Consider the following 26606-nt stretch of genomic DNA (forward strand, 5'->3'; position numbering starts at 1 on the left):
CGCGGTGTCAGCCGCGGCGTCTGCGCAGGGCCCGCGAGACGCTCAGGACGAGCGCGACGAGGGCGCCCACCCCGGCCGTCGCCGACGCCACCACGACGAAGGGGTCGGTCGGGTCTTCACCACCGGTACGGACACCTTCGCGGCTGGGTCCTCTGTCCCCGCCAGGGCCTCGCTCGTCCCCGTGCCCTCCGCGGTCCACCCGCGGTACGCCGAGTCCGGCCGCACGGGGTGCGTCGTGTCCGGCCGCCCCGCCGAGCCGCGTCGCCGCGGAGCCCGGAAGCACGCCCGCGTGCACGGACGTACCGGAGTGGCCGGCCGCGCGCCCGGCGGCCGCGGTCGCCGGGGTGGCGCCCAGGGCGGCCAGAACCGCGGCGAGAACGACGAGTCGTCGTCTGTGGCGCATCGTGTTTGCTCCCGAGTGGGGGTCGAGGAGGGAAGGAGCGCGTCCGGGGGGCTGTGGTGAGCCATGTTGAGCATCAGGTGTTGTCGGGACTTGGTCAACACGCTTCAATGCGGGGGAACTCGGGGCGTGAACGGCGAAACCTGCCTGTGAACGGCCCCCGCGCGCCCATTGGGCGGCGCCGACGAACCGCTCGAACGGCCTGACCAGCCGGAGTGAACATCCACAGAAAGGCCCCTGCATGCGGCACGGCACACAGCACGCGTACGTCGCCACGGCTGAACTGGAAACGGCCCTGCGGGGCGGCCCCTTCCATGTCGCACTGCGCGCCGCGATCACCGCCCGCGGGCTGCCGCTCCAACGCGTCCAGCACCATCTGTCGCGGTACGGCGTCAAGGTCGGGGTGACGAGCCTGAGTTACTGGCAGCAGGGTGCCCGGCGTCCCCAGCGCCCCGAGTCGCTGCGGGCCGTCCGCGCCCTGGAGGAGATACTCCAGCTGCCCGACGAGTCCCTGATCAGGCTGTTGGCCGAGGCCGAGGAGCGCTCGGATCCGGAGCGCCCCACAGGGCGTTCGTACCGCTCGCTGGTGGAGGCCTCCGGTGTCCTGGAACGGCTGCTGGCCGAACTGGAGTCCCCGCTCGACGGCGGTCTGCACACTATCGGCCATCACGAACGGGTCCGCATAGGCTCCCATCGCGAACTACTGGGTCGCGAATCGCACCACATAGTGCGCGCCCACAAGGACGGCGTGGACCGCTATGTGGCCATCCACCACGGCGACCCCGGATGCGCACCGGAACGGACGGCGGTCCGGGCTCTGGAGAACTGCCGTACGGGCCGGGTGCGCTGGCACCGCGACACCGGCGTGCTCGTCGCCGAACTGCTCTTCGACACCCGGCTGCGGGCAGGCGATACGTTCCTCTTCCGCTACGCCTTCGAGGACGGCACCGCCGGGGCGTCGAGCGAGTACGTCCGCGGGTTCGGCTTCGCGGGCGGACAGTACGCGCTCCAGGTGCACTTCACCGAGAACGCGCTGCCCGTGCGCTGCCACCGGTTCACCCAGCACTCGGCGGCCGCGCCGCGCAGCGGCCGCCAGGAACTGACGCTGAGCGGCCACCACCGCTCGGTGCACCTGGTCGAGCCGCGTGTGCGGTCGGGGATCGTGGGGATCGGATGGGACTGGGAGTGACCCCCTCCCCGGGTGCGGTCCCCGGCCGGTCCGGCCCGCGATCGGGCTCACGCGATCGGACCGCACCTGAGCTCACGCGCCCGGACCGCGCTTGAGCTCAGGCACCCGGCCCGGCGACGATCTTCCCGTTCTTCTCCTCGACGGACAGCTCGTGGAGCGGCACGGTGGCCGGTGCCCGCAGCACCTTGCCGTTCATGGCGTCGAACTCGCTGCCATGGCACGGGCATACGAGCGTCGTGCCCTGCAGCTTGTTGATGGCGCACCCGGCATGGGTGCAGATCGAGCTGAACGCCTTGAGGGAACCGTTCTCGGCGCGGCTGACCACGACATTCTGCTCCAGGTACAGCTGAGCACCGCCCTTGGCGACCTCGCCCTCCGCGCCCAGGACGACAGGAGCGGTCGGCGTCGCGGGGGTTCCGCCACCGCTGCCGCCGGAACACGCCGCGAGGCCGAGCCCGGCGACCGGGGTGAGCGCCGCTCCCCGCAGGACGGTACGACGGCTCGCGGACGGACGGCCGGACATGGCATCTCCACTGGTCGAGGGTGCTTGCGGACACTCCGCCGAGCATGACGAGGCCGAACACGGCAACGGGTGTCGCGCACCGACGATACCGGTGCAGATCGTTCCGCTCGGTGCGGGGTGGGCCGGCGCCATTACGGGCGTAAACGCTTACGCAAACGCATGCGTAAGCGTTTACGTCGGCCGTCGACTGGGATACCTTCACCCTCGGGCGACCAGGTTCCGTTCGCGGGCCGCCGCCCGGGTTCTGGTCACGGGCGAGCACCCGGGTTCTGTTCACGGGCCCGCACCCAGGTTCCGTTCGCGGGCGAGGGCCCGAGTGCCGAGGGAGGGAGCGCCATGGCGACGATGGTCGATGTGGCCCGGCGGGCGGGCGTGTCCATCGCGACCGTCTCGCACGTCCTCAACGACACCCGTCCGGTCCTGCCCGGGACCCGCCAGGCCGTTCTCGACGCGATCGACGAGCTGGGCTACACGCCCAACACCCTCGCCCGTTCACTCGTCACCTCACGTACGCGTTCCATCGGGCTCGCGGTGTCGGCGATCAGCAACCCGTACTTCACGGAGATCCTCCAGGGTGTCGAGGCCGGAGCCCTGGAACACCGCTACGGCCTGCTGATCGCCGATCCGCACGACGACCCCGAGCACGAGCGCAAAGTCGTCCAACTGCTGCACGAACGACGCGTGGACGGAATGATCATCGCGCCGTCGGCGACCCCGGAGGCGCTCCTGAGCTACCTCGGGCAGCACGACGTACCCACCGTCTTCCTGGACCGGCTCGTGGACCCTCCCGGCGGGAGCGGCCTCCGCCACGACCAGGTCTGCGCCGAGAACACCGCACCCATGGCGAGCCTGGTCGCGCACCTCGCCGAGCGCGGACACTGGCGTATCGGACTGGTCGCGGGCCTGCCCGGACTCAGCACCACGGCCGAGCGGATCACCGGCTACCGGCACGGTCTCGCGCACGCCGGACTCCCCTACGACGAACGGCTCGTGGCGCACGGCGACTCCCGGACGGAGACGGCCGAGGAGGCCACCCACCGGCTGTTGTCCCTCGGGGCGCCGCCCGGCGCGCTCGTCACCGCCAACAACGCCATGACCATCGGCGTGCTGCGGGCTCTGCGTGACCGGGGCCTGTCCGTGCCCGACGACCTGGCGCTGTGCTGCTTCGACGACTTCTCCTGGGCGGATCTGTTCACGCCCCGGCTCACCGTGATCGCCCAGCCCAGCAAGGAGATCGGCGCCACGGCCGTCCGGCTGCTCCTGGAACGGCTGGCGTCGCCGCACCTGGAGAGCCGGACCGTCCGGCTTCCCTCCGCCTTCGTCCACCGCACCTCGTGCGGCTGCTCCGAGAGCGCCGTACACCCCGAGAGCCCCGAGATACCGACGAAAGGACCCGAGTCGTGATCGTCGTCGCCGGTGAGGCCCTGATCGATCTGGTGCCGCAGGACGCGGGCGCCCTGGCGGGCCTGCTGCCTCGTCTCGGCGGCGGCCCCTACAACACGGCCGTGGCACTCGGTCGCCTCGGCTCCCCCACCGCCTTCTGCTCCCGCGTCTCACGCGACGCGTTCGGCGAGGCCCTCCTGGCCGGGCTGGGCGACGCGGGCGTCGACGTCTCGTCCGTGCAGCGTGGCGGCGAACCGACGACCCTGGCCGTCGCCACGATCGACACGGACGGCTCGGCCGCGTACTCCTTCTACGTCGAGGGCACGGCGGACCGTCTCTTCACCGCCCCGGACCGACTCCCCGACGCCGTGCGGGCGGTGTCCTTCGGCACCTGTTCACTCGTTCTGGAACCGGGCGCGAGCGCGTACGAGGAGCTGATGCGGGCGGCCGCCGCGCAGGGCGTCTTCACGGCCCTCGACCCGAACATCCGCGCCGGTCTGATCCCCGACCCGGACGCCTACCGCGCCCGGTTCAAGAGCTGGCTGCCGTCGGTCTGCCTGCTCAAGCTGTCCGAGGAGGACGCCCAGTGGCTCGGCGGCACCCCGCGCGAGTGGCTGGCCGCCGGACCCGCCGCCGTGGTGATCACCCAGGGCGGCAACGGTCTCACCGCGTTCACCCGGGACGGCTCGGTCCACTCCGTGCCCGGCGAACCGGTCGACGTCGTGGACACCATCGGCGCCGGCGACACCGTGAACGCGGCCCTGCTGCACGGCCTGGCCGCCCGGAACTCCCTGTCCCCGGCCGCAGTCGCGGAACTGGGCCCCCAGGGCTGGACCGAACTCCTGCGCTTCGCGGCCCGCGCGGCGGCCGTCACCTGCTCCCGCGCGGGAGCCGAACCGCCGTACGCCAACGAACTCGGCAACCTGTAGGAACGCCCGGCCGTCACCCCTCGGTTACTCGAACCGTGCTGACGGGAGCCCGACTTCACAACGGACGGCGCCCCGCGGGGGAGTCCCCACGGGGCGCCGTGTGGTGGCGAGTCGCCGGACCGACGCGTCGGTCCGGTCGGATCAGGCCTTGCGGGCCCGCGTGGTCTTCTTCGCGGGGGTCACCTTCTTGGCGACCGACTTCGTGACGGTCTTCTTCGCCGCGGCCGCCTTCTTGGTGGCCGTGCTGTTGACGGTCTTCGTGGCCGTCTTCTTCGCCGCCGTCCCGGCCGCCGCGACCGTCTTCTTGGCGGCCGTCCTGCGCGGTGCCTTCACGGGAACGGCGTCGCTGATCCGGTCGGCGCCGAGGATCTCGCGCAAGAACTTGCCGGTGTGGCTGGCCGGAACGCCGGCGACCTCCTCGGGCGTGCCCTCGGCGATCACGAGACCGCCGCCGTTGCCACCCTCGGGGCCCATGTCGATGACCCAGTCCGCGGTCTTGATGACATCGAGGTTGTGCTCGATGACGATGACCGTGTTGCCCTTGTCGACCAGACCGGACAGCACCGTGATGAGCTTGCTGATGTCCTCGAAGTGCAGACCGGTGGTCGGCTCGTCGAGCACGTACACGGTGCGGCCGGTGGAACGCTTCTGAAGCTCGCTGGCGAGCTTGACGCGCTGCGCCTCACCGCCGGACAGCGTCGGCGCGGACTGGCCGAGCCGGACGTAGCCGAGGCCGACGTCGTTGAGCGTCCGAAGGTGGCGGGCGATCGCCGGCACCGCCTCGAAGAAGCCGAGCGCCTCCTCGATCGGCATGTCCAGGACCTCGGAGATGGACTTGCCCTTGTAGTGGACCTCAAGGGTCTCCCGGTTGTAGCGCGCCCCGTGGCAGACCTCGCAGGGGACGTACACGTCCGGCAGGAAGTTCATCTCGATCTTGATGGTGCCGTCGCCGGAGCAGTTCTCGCAGCGGCCGCCCTTGACGTTGAAGGAGAAGCGGCCGGGCAGATAGCCCCGCACCTTCGCCTCGGTGGTCTCGGCGAACAGTCGGCGGACGTGGTCGAAGACTCCGGTGTACGTCGCCGGGTTGGAGCGGGGCGTACGGCCGATGGGCGACTGGTCGACGTGCACGACCTTGTCGACGAGGTCGTCGCCCTCCACGCGCGTGTGCCGCCCCGGCACGTTCCTCGCACCGTTCAGCTCGCGGGCCAGGTGCGTGTACAGGATGTCGTTGACCAGCGTCGACTTGCCGGAACCCGATACGCCGGTGACGGCCGTCAGGACGCCCAGCGGGAAGGACACGTCGATGTCCTGGAGGTTGTTCTCGCGGGCGCCGTGCACCGTGAGCCTGCGGCCCGGGTCGGCGGGGCGGCGGATGTCCGGGGTCGGGATCTGCCTCTTGCGCGACAGGTACTGGCCGGTGATCGACTCGGGGTTGGCGAGGAGTTCCTTCAAGGGTCCGCTGTGCACGACCTTGCCGCCGTGCTCGCCCGCGCCGGGGCCGATGTCGACGACCCAGTCGGCGACCTTGATGGTGTCCTCGTCGTGCTCGACGACGATGAGCGTGTTGCCCATGTCGCGGAGGCGGACGAGGGTCTCGATCAGCCGGTGGTTGTCACGCTGATGCAGACCGATGGAGGGCTCGTCGAGCACGTAGAGGACACCGACGAGTCCGGAGCCGATCTGGGTGGCCAGGCGGATGCGCTGGGCCTCACCGCCGGAGAGGGTGCCGGCCGCGCGGTTCAGCGACAGGTAGTCGAGGCCGACGTCGACCAGGAAGCGCAGCCGTTCGTTGACCTCCTTCAGGACGCGCTCGGCGATCTTCTTGTCGCGCGCGTTGAGCTTCAGCTGCCCCAGGAAGTCCGCGCAGTCGCTGATGGACATGGCGGCGACCTCGGCGATCGACTTCTCCATGACGGTGACCGCGAGGACGAGCGGCTTGAGGCGCGTGCCCTGACAGGTGGGGCAGGGCACCTCCCGCATGTAGCCCTCGAAGCGCTCACGACTGGCGTCGCTCTCGGACTCGCTGTGCCGCCGCTTGACGAAGGGGACGGCCCCTTCGAAGGGCGTGGTGTACACGCGCTCGCGTCCGTACCGGTTGCGGTAGCGGACCTCGATCTGCGTCTTGTGACCGTAGAGCAGGGCCTTCTTGGCGCGCTGCGGCAGCCCGGCGAAGGGGATGTCGGTCCGGAAGCCCAACGCGTCAGCGAGGGCGCCGATCAGCCGGCCGAAGTAGTCCTTGGTGTGCCCGTGCGACCAGGCGTGGATGGCGCCCTCGTCGAGGGACTTCTCCTCGTCCGGGACGATCAGCTCGGGGTCGACCTCCATGCGCGTGCCGATACCCGTGCACTCGGGGCAGGCGCCGAACGGCGAGTTGAAGGAGAAGGAGCGGGGCTCCAGCTCTTCGAAGGACAGGTCGTCGTACGGGCAGTACAGGTGCTCCGAGTACATGCGCTCGCGCTCGGGGTCGTCCTCGGGGAGGTCGACGAAGTCGAGCACGACCATGCCGCCGGAGAGGCCGAGGGCGGTCTCCACGGAGTCGGTGAGACGGCGCTTGGCGGAGTCCTTCACCGTGAGGCGGTCGATGACCACCTCGATGGTGTGCTTCTCCTGCTTCTTCAGTGTCGGCGGCTCGGTGAGCTGGATCGTCTCCCCGTCGACCCGGGCACGGCTGTACCCCTTGGTCTGGAGGTCGGCGAACAGGTCGACGAACTCTCCCTTGCGCTCGCGCACCAGCGGCGACAGGACCTGGAAGCGGCTCCCCTCCGGGAGTTCCAGAACCTTGTCGACGATGGCCTGCGGCGACTGGCGCGAGATGGGCCGGCGGCACTCGGGACAGTGCGGCTTGCCGATGCGCGCGAAGAGCAGCCGGAGGTAGTCGTAGACCTCGGTGATGGTGCCGACCGTCGAGCGCGGGTTGCGCGAGGTCGACTTCTGGTCGATGGAGACAGCCGGGGAGAGACCTTCGATGAAGTCCACGTCCGGCTTGTCCATCTGGCCGAGGAACTGCCGGGCGTACGAGGACAGGGACTCCACGTAGCGCCGCTGGCCCTCGGCGAAGATCGTGTCGAAGGCGAGGGAGGACTTGCCCGACCCCGACAAGCCCGTGAAGACGATGAGCGAGTCGCGCGGGAGGTCGAGCGAGACATTCTTCAGGTTGTGCTCGCGCGCTCCACGGACGATGAGACGGTCGGCCACGCCGGTCCGTACCTTTCTTGAGAGAAGTGACAGGGGCCGCAGGCCCCCGTCTTCTCAGACTAGGGCGAGCCACTGACAGCGCCGGTTGCTTTCGCTGGTTCACAACAATCCCGGACCATCCAGCATGCCCGACGCCACCGACGAGCGTATAGCACGTGCATTCGATTTACGGGGGCGGCCGACCAGCTTCACCCGAACGTGTGGCGGGGCTAGGGTCGACCCCATGATGGATCATGTGCGCGACCTGGCGTCTGTACGTGACGCGACGGAACGACTGCTCACCGCAGTCACCAAATTGGACAACGCCGCCGTGGCCGAGCCGTCACGGCTTCCCGGCTGGAGCCGCGGGCACGTGCTCGCCCACCTGTCCCGCAACGCGGACGCTCTGGTGAACGTTCTGGAGGGGCGCCCCATGTACGCCTCGGCGAGCGCCCGGGACGCCGACATCGAGCGGGACGCCCCGCGCCCCCTGGAGGTGCAGCTGGCGGACCTGCGGGAGAGCGGGGCCCGCTTCGAAGAGACGGGAGCCGCTCCCGCGGACTGGTCCCGCACGGTGGAGCTGCGCAACGGGGTCACGGACTCCGCGGCCCGGGTGCCGTTCCGGCGCTGGGTCGAGGTCGACCTGCACCATGTGGATCTGGGGATCGGGTACGAGCTGGAGGATCTGCCGGCGGAATTCGTGACCCGGGAGATCGACTTCCTCGCGGAGCGGTTCGCCGGCCACAAGGACGTGCCCTCCACGGCGCTGGACGCCGGCGACGGCCGGACATGGACCACGGGCGGCGGCGCCGAGGGCGGACCGGTCGAGGTCCACGGCCCGGCGGCCGATCTGCTCGGCTGGCTCTGCGGCCGACGCGACGGCACCGGCCTGACGGTGAGCGGCGGCCCGCTTCCCGCCCTCCCTCCGCTATAGGCTGCCGTCATGACGTACAGCGGAGCGGTGACGGTCGGCGGACCCGCCGACGTGCACGAGCTGCAGAACCTGATGATCTCCAAGGTCGCGGTCGGCCCGATGGACAACAACGCGTATCTGCTGCGCTGCCGGGCCACCGACGCGCAGCTCCTGATCGACGCGGCGAACGACGCCTCGACGCTGCTCACCCTGATCGGTGACGACGGCATCGCGTCCGTCGTCACCACGCATCAGCACGGCGACCACTGGCAGGCGCTCGCCGAGGTCGTGGCCGCAACGGGCGCGCGCACCTACGCGGGCCGCGACGACGCCGACGGCATCCCGGTGCCGACCGACGTCCCCCTCCAGGACGGCGACACGGTCAAGGTGGGGAACGTGGAGCTCACCGCGCGCCACCTGGTCGGGCACACGCCGGGCTCGATCGCCCTCGTCTACGACGACCCGCACGGTCACCCTCACGTGTTCACGGGCGACTGCCTCTTCCCCGGCGGGGTGGGCAACACGCGCAAGGACCCGGAAGCCTTCGCCAGCCTCATCCACGACGTCGAGACGAAGATCTTCGACGTGCTGCCGGACGAGACGTGGGTGTACCCCGGCCACGGCGACGACACGACGCTGGGCGCCGAGCGCCCGCACCTGCCGGAGTGGCACGCGCGAGGGTGGTGAACGCGAGCGCGGGGCGCGACGCCTCGCGTGCGCGCCCGGTGTGAACCGAGCGCACGCGCCGGTGTCCCGCGCGCGCTCCCCGGTCCTTCACCGGTGCAGTCCACTGGAGACGGTCCCGCGCAGGATGACGGCTCCTGGGCGGCAGGGCCGCCGGCCCCCCGATCCCCGCCCTCGGCCGGCGGCCCCGGCCGAGCCGTGTTCAGGCGTCGGTCCGCCCGGTGCCCGCGAGCGCCGCCACGCGCTCCACCGCGAACGCGTACCCCTGCACGCCACAGCCCGCGATGACCCCGTCGGCACGCAGCGAGACATATGAGTGGTGCCGGAACTCCTCGCGCTGGTGGATGTTGGAGATGTGGACCTCCACCACCGGAAGTCCGTCACAGGTGTTGAGCGCATCCAGGATGGCGACGGAAGTGTGCGAGTAGGCGGCCGGGTTGATCACGATCCCGGCGTGGTTGAGGCGGGCCTCGTGGATCCAGTCCACCAGCTCGCCCTCGTGGTTGGACTGCCGGAAGTCCACCGTGCCACCGTGTGCGGCCGCCGCCTTGGCGCACAGCGCCTCGACGTCCGCGAGCGTGTCGGAGCCGTAGATCTCCGGCTGCCGCTGCCCGAGGAGGTTCAGGTTGGGTCCGTTGAGAATCATGATCGGGGCGTTGGCGAGGGTGCGGGGCACGTTTCCTCCGGTCCTTCAGGTCTGCCGGCCCGTCAAGGACCGCTGCTCGGACCCGGTTTATCACGATGCACCGAAAGGGTGACGGCTCGTACCCTCTCGCCATGACGACGCCCGCGTACCCTCCCAAGCCCGTGTCCGGCGACCGGATCGCCGTGATCTCGCCGTCCAGTGGGCTGCCCGGCCGCTTCCCGCTCCCGTACGAACTGGGCCTGGAGCGGCTGCGCAAGGAGTTCGGCCTGGAACCGGTCGAGTACCCGACGACCCGGAAGACGGGTTCGACTCCGCGGGAACGGGCCGACGACATCCACGCGGCGTTCGCCGATCCGACCGTCAAGGCGGTCATCGCGTCCATCGGGGGCGACGACCAGATCACCGTGCTGCCGCTGCTGGACCGCGAGTTGATCCGGACGAACCCGAAGCCGTTCTTCGGGTACAGCGACAACACGAACCTGCTCCTCCACCTCTGGAACGCCGGGATCGTCGGCTATCACGGCGCGACGGTGATGTGCGAGCTCGGCCGACCGGGCGCCATGGACCCGCTGACCGCGGAGTCGCTGCGGGCCGCCCTGTTCACTTCCGGGCCGTACGAGCTGCGTCCCGCCGACCGGTTCCGCAATGTCGACCTGCCCTGGGACGCTCCGGAGAGCTTCGACGCCGAGCCGCGGACCGAGCCGGGCACCGGCTGGACCTGGCTCCGCCCGGACCGGGTGGTCGAGGGCCGCTCCTGGGGCGGCAACATCGAGATCCTGTCGTGGTTGCTGATGGCCGACCGCGAGATCGCCCGCGATCCTTCCGTGTACGACGGTCATGTGCTGTTCCTGGAGACCTCTGAGGACATGCCGGGAGCCGACGACGTCTTCTGGATCCTGCGCAGCATGGGCGAGCGCGGCCTGCTGGAACGCTTTCCGGCACTCCTCATGGGCCGCCCGAAGGCCTGGTCGTTCGAACGGCCCCTCGATCCGGACGCCAGGGCCCGCTACGCGCACGACCAGCGCGAAGCAGTCCTCCGCGCCATCGACGCATACGCCCCGGACATGATGGCCGTCTTCGACGTGGACCTCGGTCACACCGATCCGCAGATCGTCATCCCCTATGGAGGGGCTGTCCGCGTCGACGGCCCGGCCCGGCGCATCACCGTCACCTACTGACGCACGCCGCACTCCCGCGCGCCCCCGTAACTGCCGATCACTGTGGGTAGTTGATCCGGCATGCACGACGTACGCACCGTAAGGGCACCCTCCATGCTGCGGCTCGCGGCCGCCTCGCTCGCCGGGACGGCCATCGAGTTCTACGACTTCTTCGTCTACGGGACCGCGGCCGCGCTCGTTCTCGGGCCGCTGTTCTTCCCGACGTTCTCGCCGCTGGCGGGGACACTGGCGGCCTTCGGGACGTTCGGCGTCGGTTTCCTCGCCCGTCCGCTGGGCTCGGTGCTCTTCGGGCACATCGGGGACCGGCGCGGGCGGCGGCCGGTTCTGCTCGCCTCGCTGCTGCTGACCGGCGCGGCGACCGTCGCCGTCGGCTGTGTTCCGACGTACGACCGCATCGGTGCCGCCGCTCCCGTGCTTCTGCTGGTGCTGCGTTTTCTGCAGGGCCTCGGACTCGGCGGCGAGTGGGGCGGTGCCGTGCTGCTGACGGTCGAGCACGCGCCCGCCGAACGACGCGGGCTGTGGTCGAGTTTCCCCCAGATCGGTCCGTCCCTCGGGTTCGTGCTGGCCAACGGCGTGATGCTGGCGCTCTCGGCGACGCTGTCCGACGCGCAGTTCGCGCAGTGGGGGTGGCGGGTGCCGTTCTGGGCGGCGGGGGTGCTCGCGGCGGCAGGGCTGTGGCTGCGCGGTTCGCTCGAGGAGAGCCCGCGGTTCCTGGAATTGGGGGACCACGCGCGCGTGCCGCTCGCCGAGGTGGTGCGCGACCACTGGCGGCTCGTGCTGCTGACGGCCGGCGGACTCGCCGTCGGATACGCCGTGTTCTACGCGGTGACGACCTGGGCGCTCGCCTACGGCGTCGAACGGCTCGACGTGAGCCGCACCGTCATGCTGACCTGCATCATGGCCGCCGTGGTGGTGCAGGGAGCCCTGACACCCCTGGTGGCCCTGCTGGGAGATCGCTACGGACGGCGGCCCCTGTGCATGGCGGGCTGCGCGGGCGCCGCGCTGTGGATGTTCCCGATGATCGGGCTGCTGTCGACCGGCGAACCCCTGCTGATGTTCCTCGGCTTCCTGGTGGCGCTCATCGCGTTCGTCACCATGTTCGCGGTGATCGCCGCGTATCTGCCGGAGTTGTACGAGCCGCGGGTGCGCTGCACGGGCGCGGCCGTCGGATACAACCTGGGCGGGGTTCTCGGGGGCGCGCTCACCCCGGTCGTGGCGACTGCGGTGGCGAGCGGGGAGCGCGTGCCGTGGGGCGTGGCCGCCTATCTGACGGGGATCGCGCTGCTGAGCCTCGGGTGCTTCGCGATGCTGCCGGAGACCCGGCCGGTGCCCCGGCTGACGGTCGTACCCGTCGCCGAGTGACGGTCGGTCAGGGATTGACGGCCAGTTCCAGGTAGGCGGCGAACACGACCAGATGGACGCCTCCCTGGAGCGGGGTGGCCCGCCCTGGAACGACCGTCAGGGAACTCACGACCACGGTCAGCGCGAGCAGAACCATCTCGGTGGCGCCCAGGCCGAGAACGAGCGGTCCCGAGAGCCAGAGTGACGCCAGGGCGACGGCGGGGATGGTCAGTCCGATACTGGCCATCGCGGAGCCGAGAGCGAGATTCAGGCTGGTCTGCACCCGGTCCCGGCGGGCGGACCGCAGCGCCGCGATGGTCTCGGGGAGCAGCACGAGCAGCGCGATGATCACACCGACCACGGAGTTCGGCATACCGGCCGCCTCGACCCCGGACTCGATGGTGGGCGACACACCCTTGGCGAGGCCGACCACGCCGACCAGGGCCAGGCCGAGCAGTCCCAGGCTGATTCCGGCTTCACGGGCGGACGGGGCGTCGGCGTGGTCGTCCACGTCGATGACCTCGCCCTGTCGGGTGATCGGCAGGAAGTAGTCGCGGTGTCGCACGGTCTGGGTCGTCACGAACAGGGCGTACAGGACCAGGGAGGCAACCGCGGCGAAGGTGAGCTGCGCGGTGGAGAACTCCGCGCCCGGCTTGCTGGTGGTGAAGGTCGGGAAGACGAGGCTGAGCGTGGCCAGCGTGGCGACGGTCGCCAGGGCTGCTCCGGTGCCTTCCGCGTTGAAGACGGCCAGCCCGTGGCGCAGTGAGGCGACGAGCAGACACAGGCCGACGATCCCGTTGCAGGTGATCATCACAGCCGCGAACACCGTGTCGCGGGCCAGTGTCGAGCTCTTGGCACCGCCGTCCGCCATCAGGGTGACGATGAGGGCGACTTCGATGATCGTGACCGCGACGGCGAGGACGAGGGATCCGAAGGGTTCACCCACCCGGTGGGCGACCACCTCCGCGTGATGCACCGCGGCCAGCACGGATCCCGCGAGGACCAGTGTGACCAGTGCGACAACCGCGGCAGGCAGGTCGCGCCCCCAGGTGAACGCGAGCAGCACCACCGCGATCGCGGGCACCACGGCGGTCCATCGTGTCGCAAGTGACCTGAGCCGAACGATCATGCCGCTGATGGTCGCAGTCGGAGGAGTGCCCCGCACTCCGGTGGCGCGGGGCATGCTCCGGGACCGCGGCGGACGACCCTGTCCCCGCGAGTGGACCGCTGCTTCAGCTACTTCAGCTCTGTCATCTCCAGTACGTCGCAGTCCGTGAAGGTCGGCGGCCTGGTACACAGCGCGGCCAGTTGCGCCGCCATCTTTCCCGTCTCCGGGTCGCTGCTGTTGCGCATGGCGTCCTCGTACGACTCGAACTCGATCAGTACGAGGTGGCGGTTGGGCGTGTTGCGGTCCTTCAGGACGAGCCGGTGGGTGGGGCCGCCCTCGCGGCCGGCGTTGCGCTGCTCCGCTTCCTGGACGAGCTGACGCATCTCGTCCATCCGCTCGGACTCGATGTCGATGATCTGCACGAACTTCATGGATTCCTCCACCCGTCCCGGGCGCTCCCGGTGCGGGAGACGCTCGGGATCCAAGCAAGCACCGGGAGCGGTGGTCGGCAATTCGCCACGCACCGCTCCCGGGGGTGGTTGTTGCTACGTTCGACGTGGTCAGACGTCGATGCTTTCCTTCGGAGCGCTCTCGGTCCGCTCGCGCGCCGCCTGCCTCCTGGTGGCGGTCAGGCTGGTGATCGTGGTGACCACGAGGACCGCGCAGATCACGCCGAGCGAGACCGGGATGGATATCTCGGGAACATGGACGCCGGACTCGTGCAGCGCGTGCAGGACGAGCTTGACGCCGATGAAGCCGAGGATGACCGAGAGGCCGTAGCTGAGGTGGACCAGCTTCTTGAGCAGGCCGCCGATGAGGAAGTACAGCTGCCGCAGGCCCATCAGCGCGAACGCGTTGGCCGTGAAGACGATGTACGGATCCTGGGTCAGGCCGAAGATCGCGGGGATCGAGTCGAGCGCGAAGAGCACGTCGGTGGTGCCGATCGCCAGCATCACGACCAGCATCGGTGTCATGACGCGCTTGCCGTTCTGCCGGATCCACAGCTTGGTGCCGTGGTAGCGGTCGGCCACACCGAACCGCTGCTCAGCGGCCTTGAGCAGCTTGTTCTCCTCGAACTCCTCGTCGTCCCCGTCGGCACGGGCCTCCTGGATCAGCTTCCAGGCGGTGTAGATGAGGAACGCGCCGAAGATGTAGAAGACCCACGCGAAGTTCGCGATGATCGCGGCGCCGGCGGCGATGAATATCGCGCGCAGGACGAGGGCTATCAGGACGCCCACGAGGAGCACCCGCTGCTGGTACTTCGAGGGCACCGCGAACTTCGACATGATCAGGACGAAGACGAAGAGGTTGTCGACGCTCAGCGACTTCTCGGTGATGAAGCCGGCGAAGAACTCTCCGGCCGGCTTTCCGCCGGCGAACAGGAGCAGTCCGAGTCCGAACGACCCGGCGAGGGCGATCCAGACGACGGTCCAGATTCCGGCTTCCTTGATCGATACGTCGTGCGGCTTGCGGCCGATGAAGAAGTCGACCGCGATCAGTGCGGCCAGCCCCACGATGGTCAGGACCCACAGGGTCAGGGAAACATCCACTGCGCCTCCGGCAGTACGTAACGGCAGATTTCAGCGTCGTTCGCCACCGGAGGTCTCTTCCACCCGAGGCCACCGGGGCGCTGGGTGCGCCCGGGAGCCTGCGGGCCGACGTCCCGGGATCCGACTCGATCCGTATTGACGGGTGCGTCGCAGCAGGTAGGGAGTACTCCCCTCCGTATGGAAAAAGAGTACCCGAATCACCAAGGAAAGGTAAAGGGGTTAGTAAAAGAAAGGCCAAGTTGCCTGGCCAGGGCATCTTTACGGATGCTTGGCAAAGCGGCTTGACCTCTGAGGTCCGCCGGTCCGAAGGAGCCGGGGTGTCATCGGTTCCACGACCGGCGGGCCGCCGCCACCTGTGCGAGGACCTGCTGGAGCACCTGGCTGTTCGCGGGAACGAGCGAGGGCTCATACGTCCACGCATGTCCGACCCATGGGTCGGCGAGATGGTCGTCGGGAACCGGCGTGATCCGCAGCAGCGACCGCCAGAGGGGGTCGAGCAGCGGTCCGTACGCGGCCGCGTCCTCCCGGTCGGCCACCATCATCAGATGGACGCCGACGGCCGGCCCCTCGTCCGCCAGATAGCGGAGCTGGGTCACGGCTCGATCGTCGAAGCCGTGCGGGAAGTCGTTGACGATCAGCAGCTGCTCGGCGGTGTCGAGACCCGGCGGCAGCGAGTCGGCCGCTCCCCCGCGCAACGCCATCTGCACCAGGTCGACGCGCTGGGTGAGACGGGTCAGTACGTCCGCCACGCCCGCCGCACCCGCGGCCGGAGGGCTGCCGAGCACCCCGGACTGCGTCAGGGGTGCCAGGGCCGAGGCTCCGGCGCCGGCCGGGTCGATGACGTGCACGGTGAATTCGCCCGCGGGATGGACGGCGAGCAGCCGGGCGGCGTGCGCCACGGCGGTGTCCATGGCGAGGCGGCGCACCTGGTCGGAGTCGGCGAGCGTGCCCTCCAGGGAGGCGCGACCGCTGTCGATCCACAGTCCGCGCTCCAGCGGCAGGCGCACCAGCATCGGGATGCTCAGGTTCTCGCTCTCGGGCAGACGGAGGTCACCGAGCCGTAGTGCCATGGGGATTTCCATGGGTGCCTGGTAACCGTGCCAGACCGGGTTGTCCCAGCGTGCGTAGGCCATCGGCAGGGCCGGCTCCACGACCTCGGCCTCCGCGGTGAGCTGGGCGAGGTCCCGGTCGAGAACGGCTCGGGCCTGGTCGACCAGGTGCGCGTGTTTGGCGTGGGCGGCTTCGCGCGCGGCGTCGCCCTGCCCGCCGATCCGGCTGCGCGGGTCGGACAGGACGTGGTCGAGCTCCTTCTCCATGCGGGAGTCGGCGAAGTCGACGGCGCTGCGGTACGCGGCGACGGTCCGGGCCAGGTCCTCGAACATTCCCCACACCTGGTTGTACAGGCGCTCCTCCATGGACCAGCCGGTCGCGTCTCCCGCGACGGGCTGGACGGGCTGTCCGGGCTGGGCCGGCGGAGCGGTCGGCGGGGGCGGTGGCGGAGCGGCGGTCTGCCGGCCGGGGTGGCTGTAGTTGATCGGGCCACCTGCGTTGGGCGACGGCGGCTGGGCGGCCGAGGAGGGGTCGGGTTGCGCTGAACCTCCCGGACGGCCGGTCTGCGGCGCCGTGGCTCCCTGCGGACCGGGCGTGTCGTACGGGGACTGCTGCGGCGTCACGGTCCCGGGGGTGCCCTGCGGTCCAGGTCCGGCGTACGGCTGGTCGGGTCCCGGCGCCGAGGCGGCCGCCTGTCGTGACCGGTCCGCGTCCGGGGTGCGGGGCGGGGGCGCCGCCACCGACCGCGCGAGACCCTGGGCCACCGCTTCGTTGATGCTGCCCGCGAGCTGCCGGGCCTCGGGGAGTCCCTGGTCGGTGAGGAGTTCGGCGAGGCCGCCCGCGTAGCCCTGGCCGACCGCGCGCACCTTCCAGGCGCCCTGCCTGCGGTAGAGCTCCAGGGCAACGACGGCGGACTCGGCGTCCAGGCCGGTGAGGGTGTAACTGGCGACCTCGGAACCGTCGAGTCCGGTGACCGCGACGAAGGGGGCGGCCACGGCGCCGAACCGGACCGGGCCGCCGACCCCGGTGGGCAGCGCGAGCAGCACGCTGACCCGGTGCACGGTCGGCGACAGGGCGTCAAGGTCGAAGGCGAGGCGATGGTCAGCCGCCGCCTGCTTGGAGACCTCGAGCCCGGGAAGCGTGGGCGCGCCCGGGTGGGCCACCCATTCCACGCCCCGGACCCTGCCCTGCTCGTCGCTGAGCGTGGCCCCTGCCACGATCGGCTTCCCGGCCGAGACACGGACCTCGAGACGGACCTGGGAGAGCGGGTGGTTCTGCCCCCTGACCAGCTCGGCCGTCATCGTCTTGTCCCCCTACGTCGCTGCGTGCGTGTGCGCCGGCCGCCTACAGGTGCGGCAGGATCGCGGGCATCAGGTCCTGGAACGTGCGGCCGTTGGCCGGCGTACCGAGGGCCGTCATCTGCCAGCCGGTTCCGGCGCGGTGCACCTTCGCCATGATCTGGGCCGTGTACTGGCCGCCGCCGGCCAGCGTGTAGCGGGCGAGTTCCTGGCCGTTGGTCTCGTCGACCAGACGGCAGAACGCGTTCTGCACTTCCTGGAAGGTCTGGCCCGTGAAGGAGTTCACGGTGAAGACGATCTGGTCGATGTGGACCGGGATGCGCTGCAGGTCGACGAGGATGGCCTCGTCGTCGCCGCCCTGGCCCACGCCGCCGACCAGGTTGTCACCGGTGTGCCGCACCGAGCCGTCGTCACTGACGAGGTGACGGAAGAACACCACGTCGACGGGCTGCTTGTCCGCGAACAGCACGGCGGAGGCGTCGAGGTCGATCTCGCGGGTGCGCGAGCCGAAGAGGCCGCGCCGGGGGGCCGCCTGCCAGCCGAGTCCCATACGGACCGCGGTCAGCGTGCCCCCGTCGTTCTTCTGCAGACTGATGGCCTGACCCTTGGTCATGTTGACCGTCACGCGCTGTTCCCCTCTCGAACTGTCCCCTGTTGCCGCGGAGTCCGCGGATGAGCAGAACCCTACGCAGCGGCACTGACAGCGCCGAACCCTGGGGCAGACTTTGTGTCGGTCTTGCAACACACCGCGCATCAACCGAGGTCCGGCGCCACCGGCGTGACCGTCAGGCGATTCCCGCCTCCTTCATCTGCCGCAGCTCCTTCTTCATCTCGGACACCTCGTCGCGCAGCCGGGCCGCGATCTCGAACTGGAGGTCGGCCGCCGCGGCGCGCATCCGCTCCGTCATCTCCTCGATCTGCTGGGCGAGTTCGGCCGCGGGGCGGTCGGTGGGCACGGCGTCCTTGTTCTTGGCGGACTTGGCGGCCCGGGTCGCCTTGCCACCCAGCGCGGGGACGGGGGCCTTGGCGCCCTTGCCGTCCTTCGTCTTGCGGTAGCCGGAGCCGAGCAGCTGCTCGGTGTCGACGTCCTCGCGGGCGATCTGCGCCACGATGTCATTGATCTTCTTGCGGAGGGGCTGCGGGTCGATGCCCCTCTCCGTGTTGTAGGCGATCTGCTTCTCCCGGCGGCGGTTGGTCTCCTCGATGGCCTTCTCCATCGCCGGGGTGATCTTGTCGGCGTACATGTGGACCTGGCCGGAGACATTGCGCGCCGCGCGGCCGATGGTCTGGATCAGGGAGGTTCCCGAGCGCAGGAAGCCCTCCTTGTCGGCGTCGAGGATCGCCACCAGGGAGACCTCGGGAAGGTCGAGGCCTTCGCGCAGCAGGTTGATGCCGACCAGGACGTCGAACTCGCCGGCGCGCAGTTCGCGCAGCAGCTCGACGCGGCGCAGGGTGTCGACGTCGCTGTGCAGGTAGCGGACCTGGATGCCCAGTTCGAGGAAGTAGTCGGTGAGGTCCTCGGCCATCTTCTTGGTGAGCGTGGTGACCAGAACGCGCTCGTCCTTCTCGGTGCGCTGCCGGATCTCGTGCACCAGGTCGTCGATCTGGCCCTCGGTGGACTTGACGACGACCTGGGGGTCGATGAGGCCGGTGGGGCGGATGATCTGCTCGACAAAGCCGTCCGAACGGGAGAGTTCGTACTTCCCCGGGGTCGCCGAGAGATAGACGGTCTGGCCGATGCGCTTCTGGAACTCCTCCCACTTCAGGGGGCGGTTGTCCAGGGCGGAGGGGAGCCGGAAGCCGTGGTCGACGAGAGTGCGCTTGCGGGAGGCGTCACCCTCGTACATCGCGCCGATCTGCGGAACGGTGACATGCGACTCGTCGATGACGAGCAGGAAGTCGTCCGGGAAGTAGTCGATCAGTGTGTTCGGCGGGGAACCGGGTTCACGGCCGTCGAAGTGCATCGAGTAGTTCTCGACGCCGGAGCAGGAGCCGATCTGGCGGAGCATCTCGATGTCGTACGTCGTCCGCATGCGCAGACGCTGGGCCTCCAGGAGCTTGCTCTGCTTCTCCAGCTCGGCGAGGCGCTCCCCCAGCTCCTTCTCGATGTCGTTGACCGCGCGCTCCATGCGTTCGGGGCCCGCCACGTAGTGGGACGCCGGGAAGACGTAGATCTGGTTGTCGTCGCTGATCACCTCACCGGTGAGCGGGTGCAGCGTGGACAGCGCCTCGATCTCGTCGCCGAACATCTCGATGCGGACGGCGAGCTCCTCGTAGACCGGGAAGATCTCGATGGTGTCGCCGCGGACCCGGAAGGTGCCGCGCGCGAAGGCCACGTCGTTGCGCGTGTACTGGATGTCGACGAAGCGGCGCAGCAGGTCGTCGCGGTCGATCTCGTCGCCGACCTTGAGGCTGACCATCCGGTCCACGTACTCCTGCGGAGTACCGAGGCCGTAGATGCAGGAGACCGAGGCGACCACGACGACGTCGCGGCGGGTCAGCAGCGAGTTGGTCGCGGAGTGGCGCAGGCGCTCCACCTCCTCGTTGATCGAGGAGTCCTTCTCGATGTAGGTGTCCGACTGCGGGACGTAGGCCTCGGGCTGGTAGTAGTCGTAGTACGAGACGAAGTATTCGACCGCGTTGTTCGGCAGCAGCTCGCGGAACTCGTTGGCCAGCTGGGCGGCCAGCGTCTTGTTCGGGGCCATGACGAGCGTGGGGCGCTGGAGCTTCTCGATCATCCACGCGGTGGTGGCGGACTTGCCGGTGCCGGTGGCGCCCAGCAGGACGACATCCTTCTCACCTGCGCGGATGCGCTTCGCCAGGTCGGCGATGGCCGTGGGCTGGTCACCGCCGGGCTGGAAGGAGCTGACGACCTCGAAGGGCGCCACCGAACGTTCGATCTTGGATACGGGCCGCATGGAATCCACCGTACGACCCCGCACTGACAACCGGGCCCGATCACCTGCTCTGCGGGGTGCGGGAGCGGCGGTACGCACTCTCCCGCACGGGGCGGACGGCCGGACGACGACCGGCGTGCACGGCGACGGGATGGGCCGGGATGCCCGGTCGCCTGATCTCCACCGGGCGCCGGGCGGGCCGGCCCAGGACCATCTGCGGATCGAACATCACGACGACGCCCGCCAGACACAGGAAGGCGAGGGGGCCGATCATCATGGGCGCGAGCAGCGCGGCCGCCGAGTCCCCGGCGGGGGCGCCGCCGGTCGAGCCGTGCAGATGGACACTGAGCGCGGCCATGCCCACGTAGTGCATACCGCTGACGGCCAGCCCCATGACGAGGCTCGCACCCACGCTCCAGAGGAACCCTCGCACCTGTCCCGCGGCCCAGAGGGCTGCGGTGGCGGCCACGACGGCTATGACGACCGAGGCGGAGACCGTGAGGGTGTTGTAGGCGAGCTTTCCGTTGAACCGCATCCCGGCCATGCCCAGGTAGTGCATCGAGGCGATGCCCAGGCCGGTGACGGTTCCTCCGGTGAAGAGCGCCGTCCCCGTGGCCCCCTGGTAGCCGACGATGAAGATCCCGGCTCCGACCATCAGGACGGCGACGCCCAGACTCGCGAACGTCGTCGGCTTGTCGTAGTGGACGGGGGTCTCCTCGACCGTGAATCCCATCATCGCGATGAAGTGCATCGTCCATATGCCGGACGCGATGGCGACCGAGCCGAGCGCGAGCCAGCCGGCGCGCCAGGAGCCGGCGCCGAGCAGGGATCTGGTGGTGCAGCGAAGCCCCAGCGCTCCGCCCAGGCAGGCCATGAAATAGGCCACCAGCGGTGTGACGAGTCCGTAAGTGAAGCCGTCGACCGTGCCTTGCATACGCGGCTGCCTTTCCCGCCCTGTTACTCCTGGAACCGTCCGAAATGCCCCCGCCTTCCGGACCGCCGGAGCGGACCGGGTTGAGGCGAGAGTATGACCCCCACCGGAATGGTCGAACGATAATCCGGCAAAGAATCACGACCTCTCCTCACTTGTGCGGCGCCAGTAAGCGGACTTGGACAACTCCATTCAATCCGCGGCCATCTCGCTCCACCCCTCCGTCGACTCTCTGCTGTCAATCTTGTGCTGTAAGTGATCGTCCGACGCGAGGAGAACGCATGCACGCGCGCGTTGCCGCCGCCACGACCGCCGCGCTTCTTGGGGGAGCTGTTTTGATACTGCCCAGCCCGCACGCCAAGGCCGGCGGCCGGATCGGGGCACCGCTGGTCGTCGCCCACCGCGGTGCCTCGGCCTATGCGCCCGAGAACACTCTGGCCGCCATCGACCGCGCGGCCGAGCTGGGGTTCGACTGGGTCGAGAACGACGTCCAGCGCACCAGCGACGGTCAGCTGGTCGTCCTCCACGACGCCTCGCTGGCACGCACGACCGACGTCGAGAAGGTCTATCCGGGCCGAAGCCCCTGGAAGGTCAAGGATTTCACCGCGGCCGAGATCGCCCGACTGGACGCCGGGAGCTGGTTCGACCCCCGGTTCGCGGGCGCCAAGGTGCCGACGCTGCGGGAGTACATGGAACGTGTCGAGCGCAACCACCAGAAGCTCGTCCTGGAGATCAAGAACCCTGATCTCTATCCGGGCATCGAACGACAGACGCTCAAGCTCCTGAACAACGAGGGCTGGCTCGACCCGCTGCACCTCAGGGACAGGCTGATCGTCCAGAGCTTCAGCGCGGACTGTGTCCGGACGGTGCACCAGCTGCGGCCCGGCATCACGACGGCCTTCCTGGCGACGCCTCCGGTCTCACGGCTGCCCCAGTACGCGGAGTTCGCCGACCAGATCAACTCGGATCACCGGTCGCTGTCGTCCGACTACGTCTCCGCGGTCCACGCACTGCACGGTCCGCACGGCCCGATGAAGGTCTTCGCCTGGACCGTGGACGACGCGGCCACCGCGCGGCGCCTGGCTGGCCTCGGCACGGACGGCGTCATCACGAACGTGCCCGACGCGATCCGCGAGGCTCTGCACTAGCGGGCCATCGCCCGGGGCGCGGACGGGTACCGGTGTGCGCCCCGGGCGTTGTCGGTGGCGGGCCGTACGGTGGATCGCATGAACAGCCACGGGCGGTACGAGCAGCAGGTCGTGTGGACCGTCGTCGGCACGGACATCGGTCCGCTGCTCCTCGCGGCGACGGCCCACGGCCTGGTCAATGTCGTCTTTCACGCGTCGGACGCGGTACGCGACAAGGCGCTCGACCGGCTCGCGTCCCGTCTGCGCGGCGAGCCCGTCGAGGCGCCCGAGTCCCCTGTGCTGGCCGAGGCGATACGCCAGGTCGAGGCCTACTTCGCGGGCGAGCGGCACGCATTCGATCTGCCGCTCGACTGGTCGCTGATCTCGGGGTTCAACCGCAAGGTGCTGCGGGAGTTGAACTCGGGCGTTCCGTTCGGTTCCGTCGTGGCCTACGGCGATCTGGCCGGGCGGGTCGGGGAGCCCCGGGCGGCGCAGGCCGTGGGGGTGGCCATGGGCTCGAATCCGCTGCCGGTCGTGGTGCCCTGCCACCGGGTGGTCGAGAGCGACGGCGGGATCGGCGGTTTCGGGGGCGGGCTGGAGACCAAGCGAAAGCTGCTGGCGCTCGAAGGAGTCCTCCCGGAGCCGCTCTTCTGAGGTCACGGCCCGGGCTCAAGGGGCATCGCGCATCGCGGCCTCCCCGGTCGCAGCATCGCGCGGGAGAACGGCCGAGCAGGAGGGCAACCGCGCGGGCGGGCGACCGCTTGCTGATCGTCGACTGCGGAGTGCTCTACGGGCGGGAAGGCGACCACGCGGGAGAGCGGCCCGCGCGAGGACGCTCCGATGCGATGAAGGTTCACGGCACACCTCTCCGGTCTCCGGGTGCCCGTCTTCGGTCTCCGGGTGCCTTCGAGCGGAGGGTGGGCAGGTGTGCCGTGCGTGCGGTGGAGCGTCCGCTCCGGAGATCCTCAGAGACTGATGTGGTACGCCTTGCGCAGCGTCTCGTGGACGGTCCACGTCGTGCGGTCGCCCTCGCGCAGGAACGCCGCGTCGCCGGGGCCCACTTCGATGACGTCGCCGCCCTCCACCTCGATGGTGGCGCGGCCACTGACGACGACGAAGAGCTCGTTCGCCTCGGTGTCGGTCACCACGCCGGGCGTGATCTGCCAGATGCCGCGCAGCTGCTTGCCGTCGGCGGACTCCCACAGCACCTTGCCCGTCACGGCGGGGTCGCCGGAGACGATCTGGGCCGGGTCCAGCGGCTCGGGTTCGAGTTCGGCGTCGGGAATGTGCACGGCGAAGGACGGTGTGGCCTGGGAGTTCATGGTCATGAGCGGACACCCTAAGGGCTTGCCCGCCACCCGGGGCGACGAGGGTCTCCCTGCCGGGCCCGGCGACGCACGGCACTTCGAGAAAGTCCTGACGCGGAGGGTGGCCGTACCGCGCGGCCGGTAGCAGAACCCGCCCTGCGAACAGCCGCTGGCGTCCGAATCACGGAGCCGAAGGGACGGCGATCACGCATGAGCGGAAGCGGAAACAGGGCAGTCGCATATCTCAAGCCGGGTGCTGTGGAGGTCAGGACCATCGACCACCCGACGCTTGAACTGCAGGACGGGCCGGGGGTGGCTCGCAAGAACGTCGGCCGCAAGTGCCGGCACGGAGTCATCCTCAAGGTGCTCGCCAGCAATATCTGTGGCAGTGACCAGCACATGGTGCGGGGCCGTACGACCGCACCCGAGGGGCTGATCCTCGGACACGAGATCACCGGAGAGGTACTGGAGCGCGGTCCGGACGTCGAGTTCATCGAGGTCGGGGACATGGTGTCGGTGCCGTTCAACATCGCCTGCGGACGGTGCCGCAACTGCAAGGAACGCAACACCGGCATCTGCCTGAACGTGAACCCGGCCCGTCCGGGCGCGGCGTACGGCTATGTCGACATGGGCGGCTGGGTCGGCGGTCAGGCCGAGTACGCCATGGTCCCGTACGCGGACTTCAACCTGTTGAAGTTCCCGGACCGCGACCAGGCGCGCGAGAAACTCCTGGATCTGACCATGCTGTCGGACATCTTCCCGACGGGATTCCACGGCGCGGTCACCGCCGGCGCCGGGGTCGGTTCGACGGTGTACGTCGCCGGAGCGGGCCCGGTCGGCCTGGCCGCGGCGGCTTCGGCGCAGTTGCTGGGCGCCGCGGTGGTCATCGTCGGGGACCTCAATCCCGAACGCCTCGCCCAGGCGAGGAGTTTCGGCTGCGAGACCGTCGACGTCTCCCAGGGCAGTGTGGAGGACCAGATCGCGCAGATCCTCGGCGAGCCCGAGGTCGACGCGGCCGTCGACGCGGTGGGCTTCGAGGCGCGGGCGCACGGCCGGGACGCTCAGGAGGCGCCCTCGACCGTCCTCAACTCGCTGATGGGGCTCACGCGCGCGGGCGGTGCCCTGGGCATCCCCGGCCTCTACGTCACGGACGACCCCGGAGGGATCGACCAGGACGCGAGGACCGGGACGCTGAAGGTGCGCCTGGGCCTGGGTTGGGCCAAGAGCCACCGGTTCACCACGGGCCAGTGCCCGGTGATGCGGTACCACCGGGGGCTGATGAAGGCGATCCTGCACGACCGGGTGCACATCGCCAAGGCGGTCAACGCGACCGTGATCGGCCTGGACGACGCACCGCGCGGCTACGCCGAATTCGACCAGGGCGCCAGCCGTAAGTACGTCCTCGATCCCCATGGAGCACTGACCGACGTACGGCCTGTCTGACCCGACCTGTGGAAGGGGTGCTCCCGCGCGCGTGGAGTACCCCTTCTCCCTGCGGAGGACGAGATCCCGCCCGCCGAAGGGGCTACGCGTAGTGCCGGGCCTCGAAGACGTTCCCGTCCGGGTCTCGGAAGTAGAAGCTGCGCCTGGCCGCTCCGCGGGCTCCGAAGGAGTCGTACGAGAAGTCCGACAGCGGGACCGACCGTTCCTCCAGGCGTGCCCGCAGCGCGTCGAACGCGTCTCTGGGGAGGGCCAGGCACACGTGGTTGACCGGATGGCCGGCGCTGTCGGCGGCCCCGGGAACCATGTTCATGCCCGGCGCCAGAGTGAGGGGAGCGAGGTCGAGGACGGTCTCCTCGTTGAGGCGTACGGAGGGGAACGAGACCGTTCCCGCAGCGAATTCGGTGACTCTCAGGGGCTCCAGGCCGACCGCCTTCTCGTAGAAGTCGGCCGAGGCGACCGGATCGCGTACCCAGAGGACGACATGGTCGAGACGTGGCGAGTTGTCCGTCATGCCCCCAGGCTGGTGTCGTACGCCGCAGGTCGCAAGGGTTTGGCCGGGCGCGCCGCTCGCCAGAGATCCAGGGACGGGGAACGTCGACCGACGACAGGAGGCAGGCGCGTGATCGTGGTGTCCGAAGAGGTGCGGGAGGCGCTCGACGCGCGCCGGCCGGTGGTGGCCCTGGAGTCGACGATCATCGCCCACGGGTTGCCCCGCCCGCGCAATCTGCAGGTCGCGCTCGAACTGGAGGAGGTCGTCCGGGCGGAGGGCGCCGTACCCGCGACGATCGCCGTGCTCGACGGCCGGCCTCACGTCGGTCTGGACAAGGATCAGCTGGAGCGGGTCGCGAACGAGGACGGCATCCGCAAGCTGGGCCACCGTGACCTGCCGCTCGCGGTGGCCGCGGGGGCCAGCGGGGCGACGACCGTGTCGGCGACGGCCCTGCTGGCGGCCCGCGCGGGGATACGGGTCTTCGCTACGGGAGGGCTCGGTGGTGTGCACCGCGAGTGGACGGTGACCCAGGACGAGTCCGCCGATCTGGGCCTGTTGGCACGTACCCGGATCACGGTGGTGTGCGCGGGCGTCAAGTCGATCCTGGACGTGCCCGCGACGCTGCAGCGCCTGGAGACACTGGGCGTGGCGGTGGCCGGGTACGGCACGGACCGGTTCCCCGGCTTCTACCTGTCCGACTCGGGGCACCCCGTGGACTGGACCCTGGAGTCTCCCGAGCAGGTGGCGGAAGTGATGCGCGCTCAGGACGCCCTGCACGCCCCCGACTCGTCACTCATCGTCGCGAACCCCGTCCCCGAGGAGGAGCAGCTCGATCCCGCGCTCCACGCGCGCGTGCTGGCCGAAGCGCTGCGCGCGTGCGAGGAGGAGGGTGTGACCGGACAGGCGGTGACACCGTTCCTGCTCGGCTATCTGGTCCGGCACACGGACGGTGCCTCACTCGGCGCCAATCTGGCGGCGGTACGCGGCAACGTGCGCCTCGCGGGGCGGATCGCGGCGGCCTGGGCGGGGGCGTGAGCGACACGGA

General features: G+C 69.9%; 24 protein-coding genes. 11 read left to right on the forward strand and 13 right to left on the reverse strand.

Going from position 1 to position 26606, the window contains the following annotated elements:
* Positions 1-7: 7 nt before the first annotated feature.
* Positions 8-403, reverse strand: a complete 396-nt coding sequence (locus ACZ4N5_RS16495) for a hypothetical protein (RefSeq protein ID WP_467757776.1) — start codon at positions 401-403, stop codon at positions 8-10.
* Between the two features lie 238 nt (positions 404-641).
* Between ACZ4N5_RS16495 and ACZ4N5_RS16500 the strand changes: the two genes are divergently transcribed.
* Positions 642-1589 (forward strand): hypothetical protein, encoded by a 948-nt coding sequence (locus ACZ4N5_RS16500; protein WP_356781951.1) that lies wholly within the window; start codon positions 642-644, stop codon positions 1587-1589.
* Positions 1590-1686: 97 nt separating this feature from the next.
* Here ACZ4N5_RS16500 and ACZ4N5_RS16505 read toward each other — a convergent pair whose 3' ends face one another.
* The gene (locus ACZ4N5_RS16505) at positions 1687-2112 is read right to left on the reverse strand and encodes a Rieske (2Fe-2S) protein (protein ID WP_467757777.1); all 426 of its coding nucleotides are present in this window, start codon (positions 2110-2112) and stop codon (positions 1687-1689) included.
* A 336-nt stretch (positions 2113-2448) separates the two neighbouring features.
* Between ACZ4N5_RS16505 and ACZ4N5_RS16510 the strand changes: the two genes are divergently transcribed.
* Entirely contained in the window at positions 2449-3516 is a 1068-nt protein-coding gene (locus ACZ4N5_RS16510; protein WP_467757778.1) for a LacI family DNA-binding transcriptional regulator, read from the forward strand.
* Positions 3513-4424, forward strand: a complete 912-nt coding sequence (locus tag ACZ4N5_RS16515; RefSeq protein ID WP_467757779.1) for a carbohydrate kinase family protein — start codon at positions 3513-3515, stop codon at positions 4422-4424. Before ACZ4N5_RS16510 ends, ACZ4N5_RS16515 begins: the two co-directional genes overlap by 4 nt.
* Positions 4425-4565: 141 nt before the next feature.
* On the opposite strand, the gene uvrA is transcribed toward ACZ4N5_RS16515, so the two are convergent.
* Positions 4566-7619: an excinuclease ABC subunit UvrA gene (uvrA, locus tag ACZ4N5_RS16520; protein ID WP_467757780.1), complete on the reverse strand. Its 3054-nt coding sequence runs from the start codon at positions 7617-7619 to the stop codon at positions 4566-4568.
* A 223-nt stretch (positions 7620-7842) separates the two neighbouring features.
* On the opposite strand from uvrA, the gene ACZ4N5_RS16525 reads away from it, so the two are divergent.
* Positions 7843-8532: a maleylpyruvate isomerase family mycothiol-dependent enzyme gene (locus ACZ4N5_RS16525; protein ID WP_467757781.1), complete on the forward strand. Its 690-nt coding sequence runs from the start codon at positions 7843-7845 to the stop codon at positions 8530-8532.
* A 9-nt stretch (positions 8533-8541) separates the two neighbouring features.
* Positions 8542-9198: an MBL fold metallo-hydrolase gene (locus ACZ4N5_RS16530; protein ID WP_467757782.1), complete on the forward strand. Its 657-nt coding sequence runs from the start codon at positions 8542-8544 to the stop codon at positions 9196-9198.
* Positions 9199-9397: 199 nt separating this feature from the next.
* Here ACZ4N5_RS16530 and aroQ read toward each other — a convergent pair whose 3' ends face one another.
* Positions 9398-9871 (reverse strand): type II 3-dehydroquinate dehydratase, encoded by a 474-nt coding sequence (aroQ, locus tag ACZ4N5_RS16535; RefSeq protein WP_351131801.1) that lies wholly within the window; start codon positions 9869-9871, stop codon positions 9398-9400.
* 101 nt (positions 9872-9972) lie between these two features.
* On the opposite strand from aroQ, the gene ACZ4N5_RS16540 reads away from it, so the two are divergent.
* Together ACZ4N5_RS16540 and ACZ4N5_RS16545 are read left to right on the forward strand one after the other, a co-directional pair.
* Positions 9973-11019: a S66 family peptidase gene (locus ACZ4N5_RS16540; protein WP_467757783.1), complete on the forward strand. Its 1047-nt coding sequence runs from the start codon at positions 9973-9975 to the stop codon at positions 11017-11019.
* A 60-nt stretch (positions 11020-11079) separates the two neighbouring features.
* A complete protein-coding gene (locus ACZ4N5_RS16545; protein ID WP_467757784.1) occupies positions 11080-12381 on the forward strand; it encodes an MFS transporter in 1302 nt (433 codons plus the stop codon).
* A gap of 7 nt (positions 12382-12388) precedes the next feature.
* Here ACZ4N5_RS16545 and ACZ4N5_RS16550 read toward each other — a convergent pair whose 3' ends face one another.
* The 7 genes from ACZ4N5_RS16550 to ACZ4N5_RS16580 all read right to left on the reverse strand — a co-directional run bounded on the left by ACZ4N5_RS16550 (position 12389) and on the right by ACZ4N5_RS16580 (position 21197).
* Positions 12389-13489: a calcium:cation antiporter gene (locus tag ACZ4N5_RS16550; RefSeq protein WP_467757785.1), complete on the reverse strand. Its 1101-nt coding sequence runs from the start codon at positions 13487-13489 to the stop codon at positions 12389-12391.
* Between the two features lie 107 nt (positions 13490-13596).
* Complete coding sequence (locus ACZ4N5_RS16555; protein ID WP_467757786.1) at positions 13597-13899, reverse strand: DUF1330 domain-containing protein; 303 nt, start codon at positions 13897-13899, stop codon at positions 13597-13599.
* Between the two features lie 129 nt (positions 13900-14028).
* Positions 14029-15018, reverse strand: coding sequence for a TerC family protein (locus ACZ4N5_RS16560; protein ID WP_467757787.1), 990 nt, complete (start codon positions 15016-15018; stop codon positions 14029-14031).
* Between the two features lie 320 nt (positions 15019-15338).
* Positions 15339-17369 carry a TerD family protein gene (locus ACZ4N5_RS16565; RefSeq protein WP_467757788.1) on the reverse strand — a complete coding sequence of 677 codons (2031 nt, stop codon included), beginning with the start codon at positions 17367-17369 and terminating at the stop codon, positions 15339-15341.
* 43 nt (positions 17370-17412) lie between these two features.
* Positions 17413-17991, reverse strand: coding sequence for a TerD family protein (locus ACZ4N5_RS16570; protein WP_351131810.1), 579 nt, complete (start codon positions 17989-17991; stop codon positions 17413-17415).
* Positions 17992-18151: 160 nt separating this feature from the next.
* The gene (gene uvrB, locus ACZ4N5_RS16575; RefSeq protein ID WP_467757789.1) at positions 18152-20284 is read right to left on the reverse strand and encodes an excinuclease ABC subunit UvrB; all 2133 of its coding nucleotides are present in this window, start codon (positions 20282-20284) and stop codon (positions 18152-18154) included.
* Positions 20285-20324: 40 nt separating this feature from the next.
* Positions 20325-21197, reverse strand: a complete 873-nt coding sequence (locus tag ACZ4N5_RS16580; protein ID WP_467757790.1) for an MHYT domain-containing protein — start codon at positions 21195-21197, stop codon at positions 20325-20327.
* Between the two features lie 278 nt (positions 21198-21475).
* Here ACZ4N5_RS16580 and ACZ4N5_RS16585 point away from each other — a divergent pair, with 278 nt between their 5' ends.
* Together ACZ4N5_RS16585 and ACZ4N5_RS16590 are read left to right on the forward strand one after the other, a co-directional pair.
* Entirely contained in the window at positions 21476-22342 is an 867-nt protein-coding gene (locus tag ACZ4N5_RS16585; RefSeq protein WP_467757791.1) for a glycerophosphodiester phosphodiesterase, read from the forward strand.
* A gap of 78 nt (positions 22343-22420) precedes the next feature.
* Complete coding sequence (locus tag ACZ4N5_RS16590; protein WP_467757792.1) at positions 22421-22975, forward strand: methylated-DNA--[protein]-cysteine S-methyltransferase; 555 nt, start codon at positions 22421-22423, stop codon at positions 22973-22975.
* A gap of 311 nt (positions 22976-23286) precedes the next feature.
* Here the strand turns inward: ACZ4N5_RS16590 and ACZ4N5_RS16595 are convergent, their stop codons facing one another.
* Positions 23287-23649, reverse strand: coding sequence for a cupin domain-containing protein (locus ACZ4N5_RS16595; protein ID WP_266757515.1), 363 nt, complete (start codon positions 23647-23649; stop codon positions 23287-23289).
* 189 nt (positions 23650-23838) lie between these two features.
* Between ACZ4N5_RS16595 and fdhA the strand changes: the two genes are divergently transcribed.
* Positions 23839-25071 (forward strand): formaldehyde dehydrogenase, glutathione-independent, encoded by a 1233-nt coding sequence (gene fdhA / locus ACZ4N5_RS16600; protein WP_467757793.1) that lies wholly within the window; start codon positions 23839-23841, stop codon positions 25069-25071.
* 82 nt (positions 25072-25153) lie between these two features.
* On the opposite strand, the gene ACZ4N5_RS16605 is transcribed toward fdhA, so the two are convergent.
* Entirely contained in the window at positions 25154-25582 is a 429-nt protein-coding gene (locus ACZ4N5_RS16605; protein ID WP_467757794.1) for a VOC family protein, read from the reverse strand.
* Between the two features lie 108 nt (positions 25583-25690).
* Between ACZ4N5_RS16605 and ACZ4N5_RS16610 the strand changes: the two genes are divergently transcribed.
* Positions 25691-26596 carry a pseudouridine-5'-phosphate glycosidase gene (locus tag ACZ4N5_RS16610; RefSeq protein ID WP_467757795.1) on the forward strand — a complete coding sequence of 302 codons (906 nt, stop codon included), beginning with the start codon at positions 25691-25693 and terminating at the stop codon, positions 26594-26596.
* Positions 26597-26606 lie beyond the last annotated feature (10 nt).

The organism is Streptomyces sp. NPDC026500, assembly GCF_055567635.1.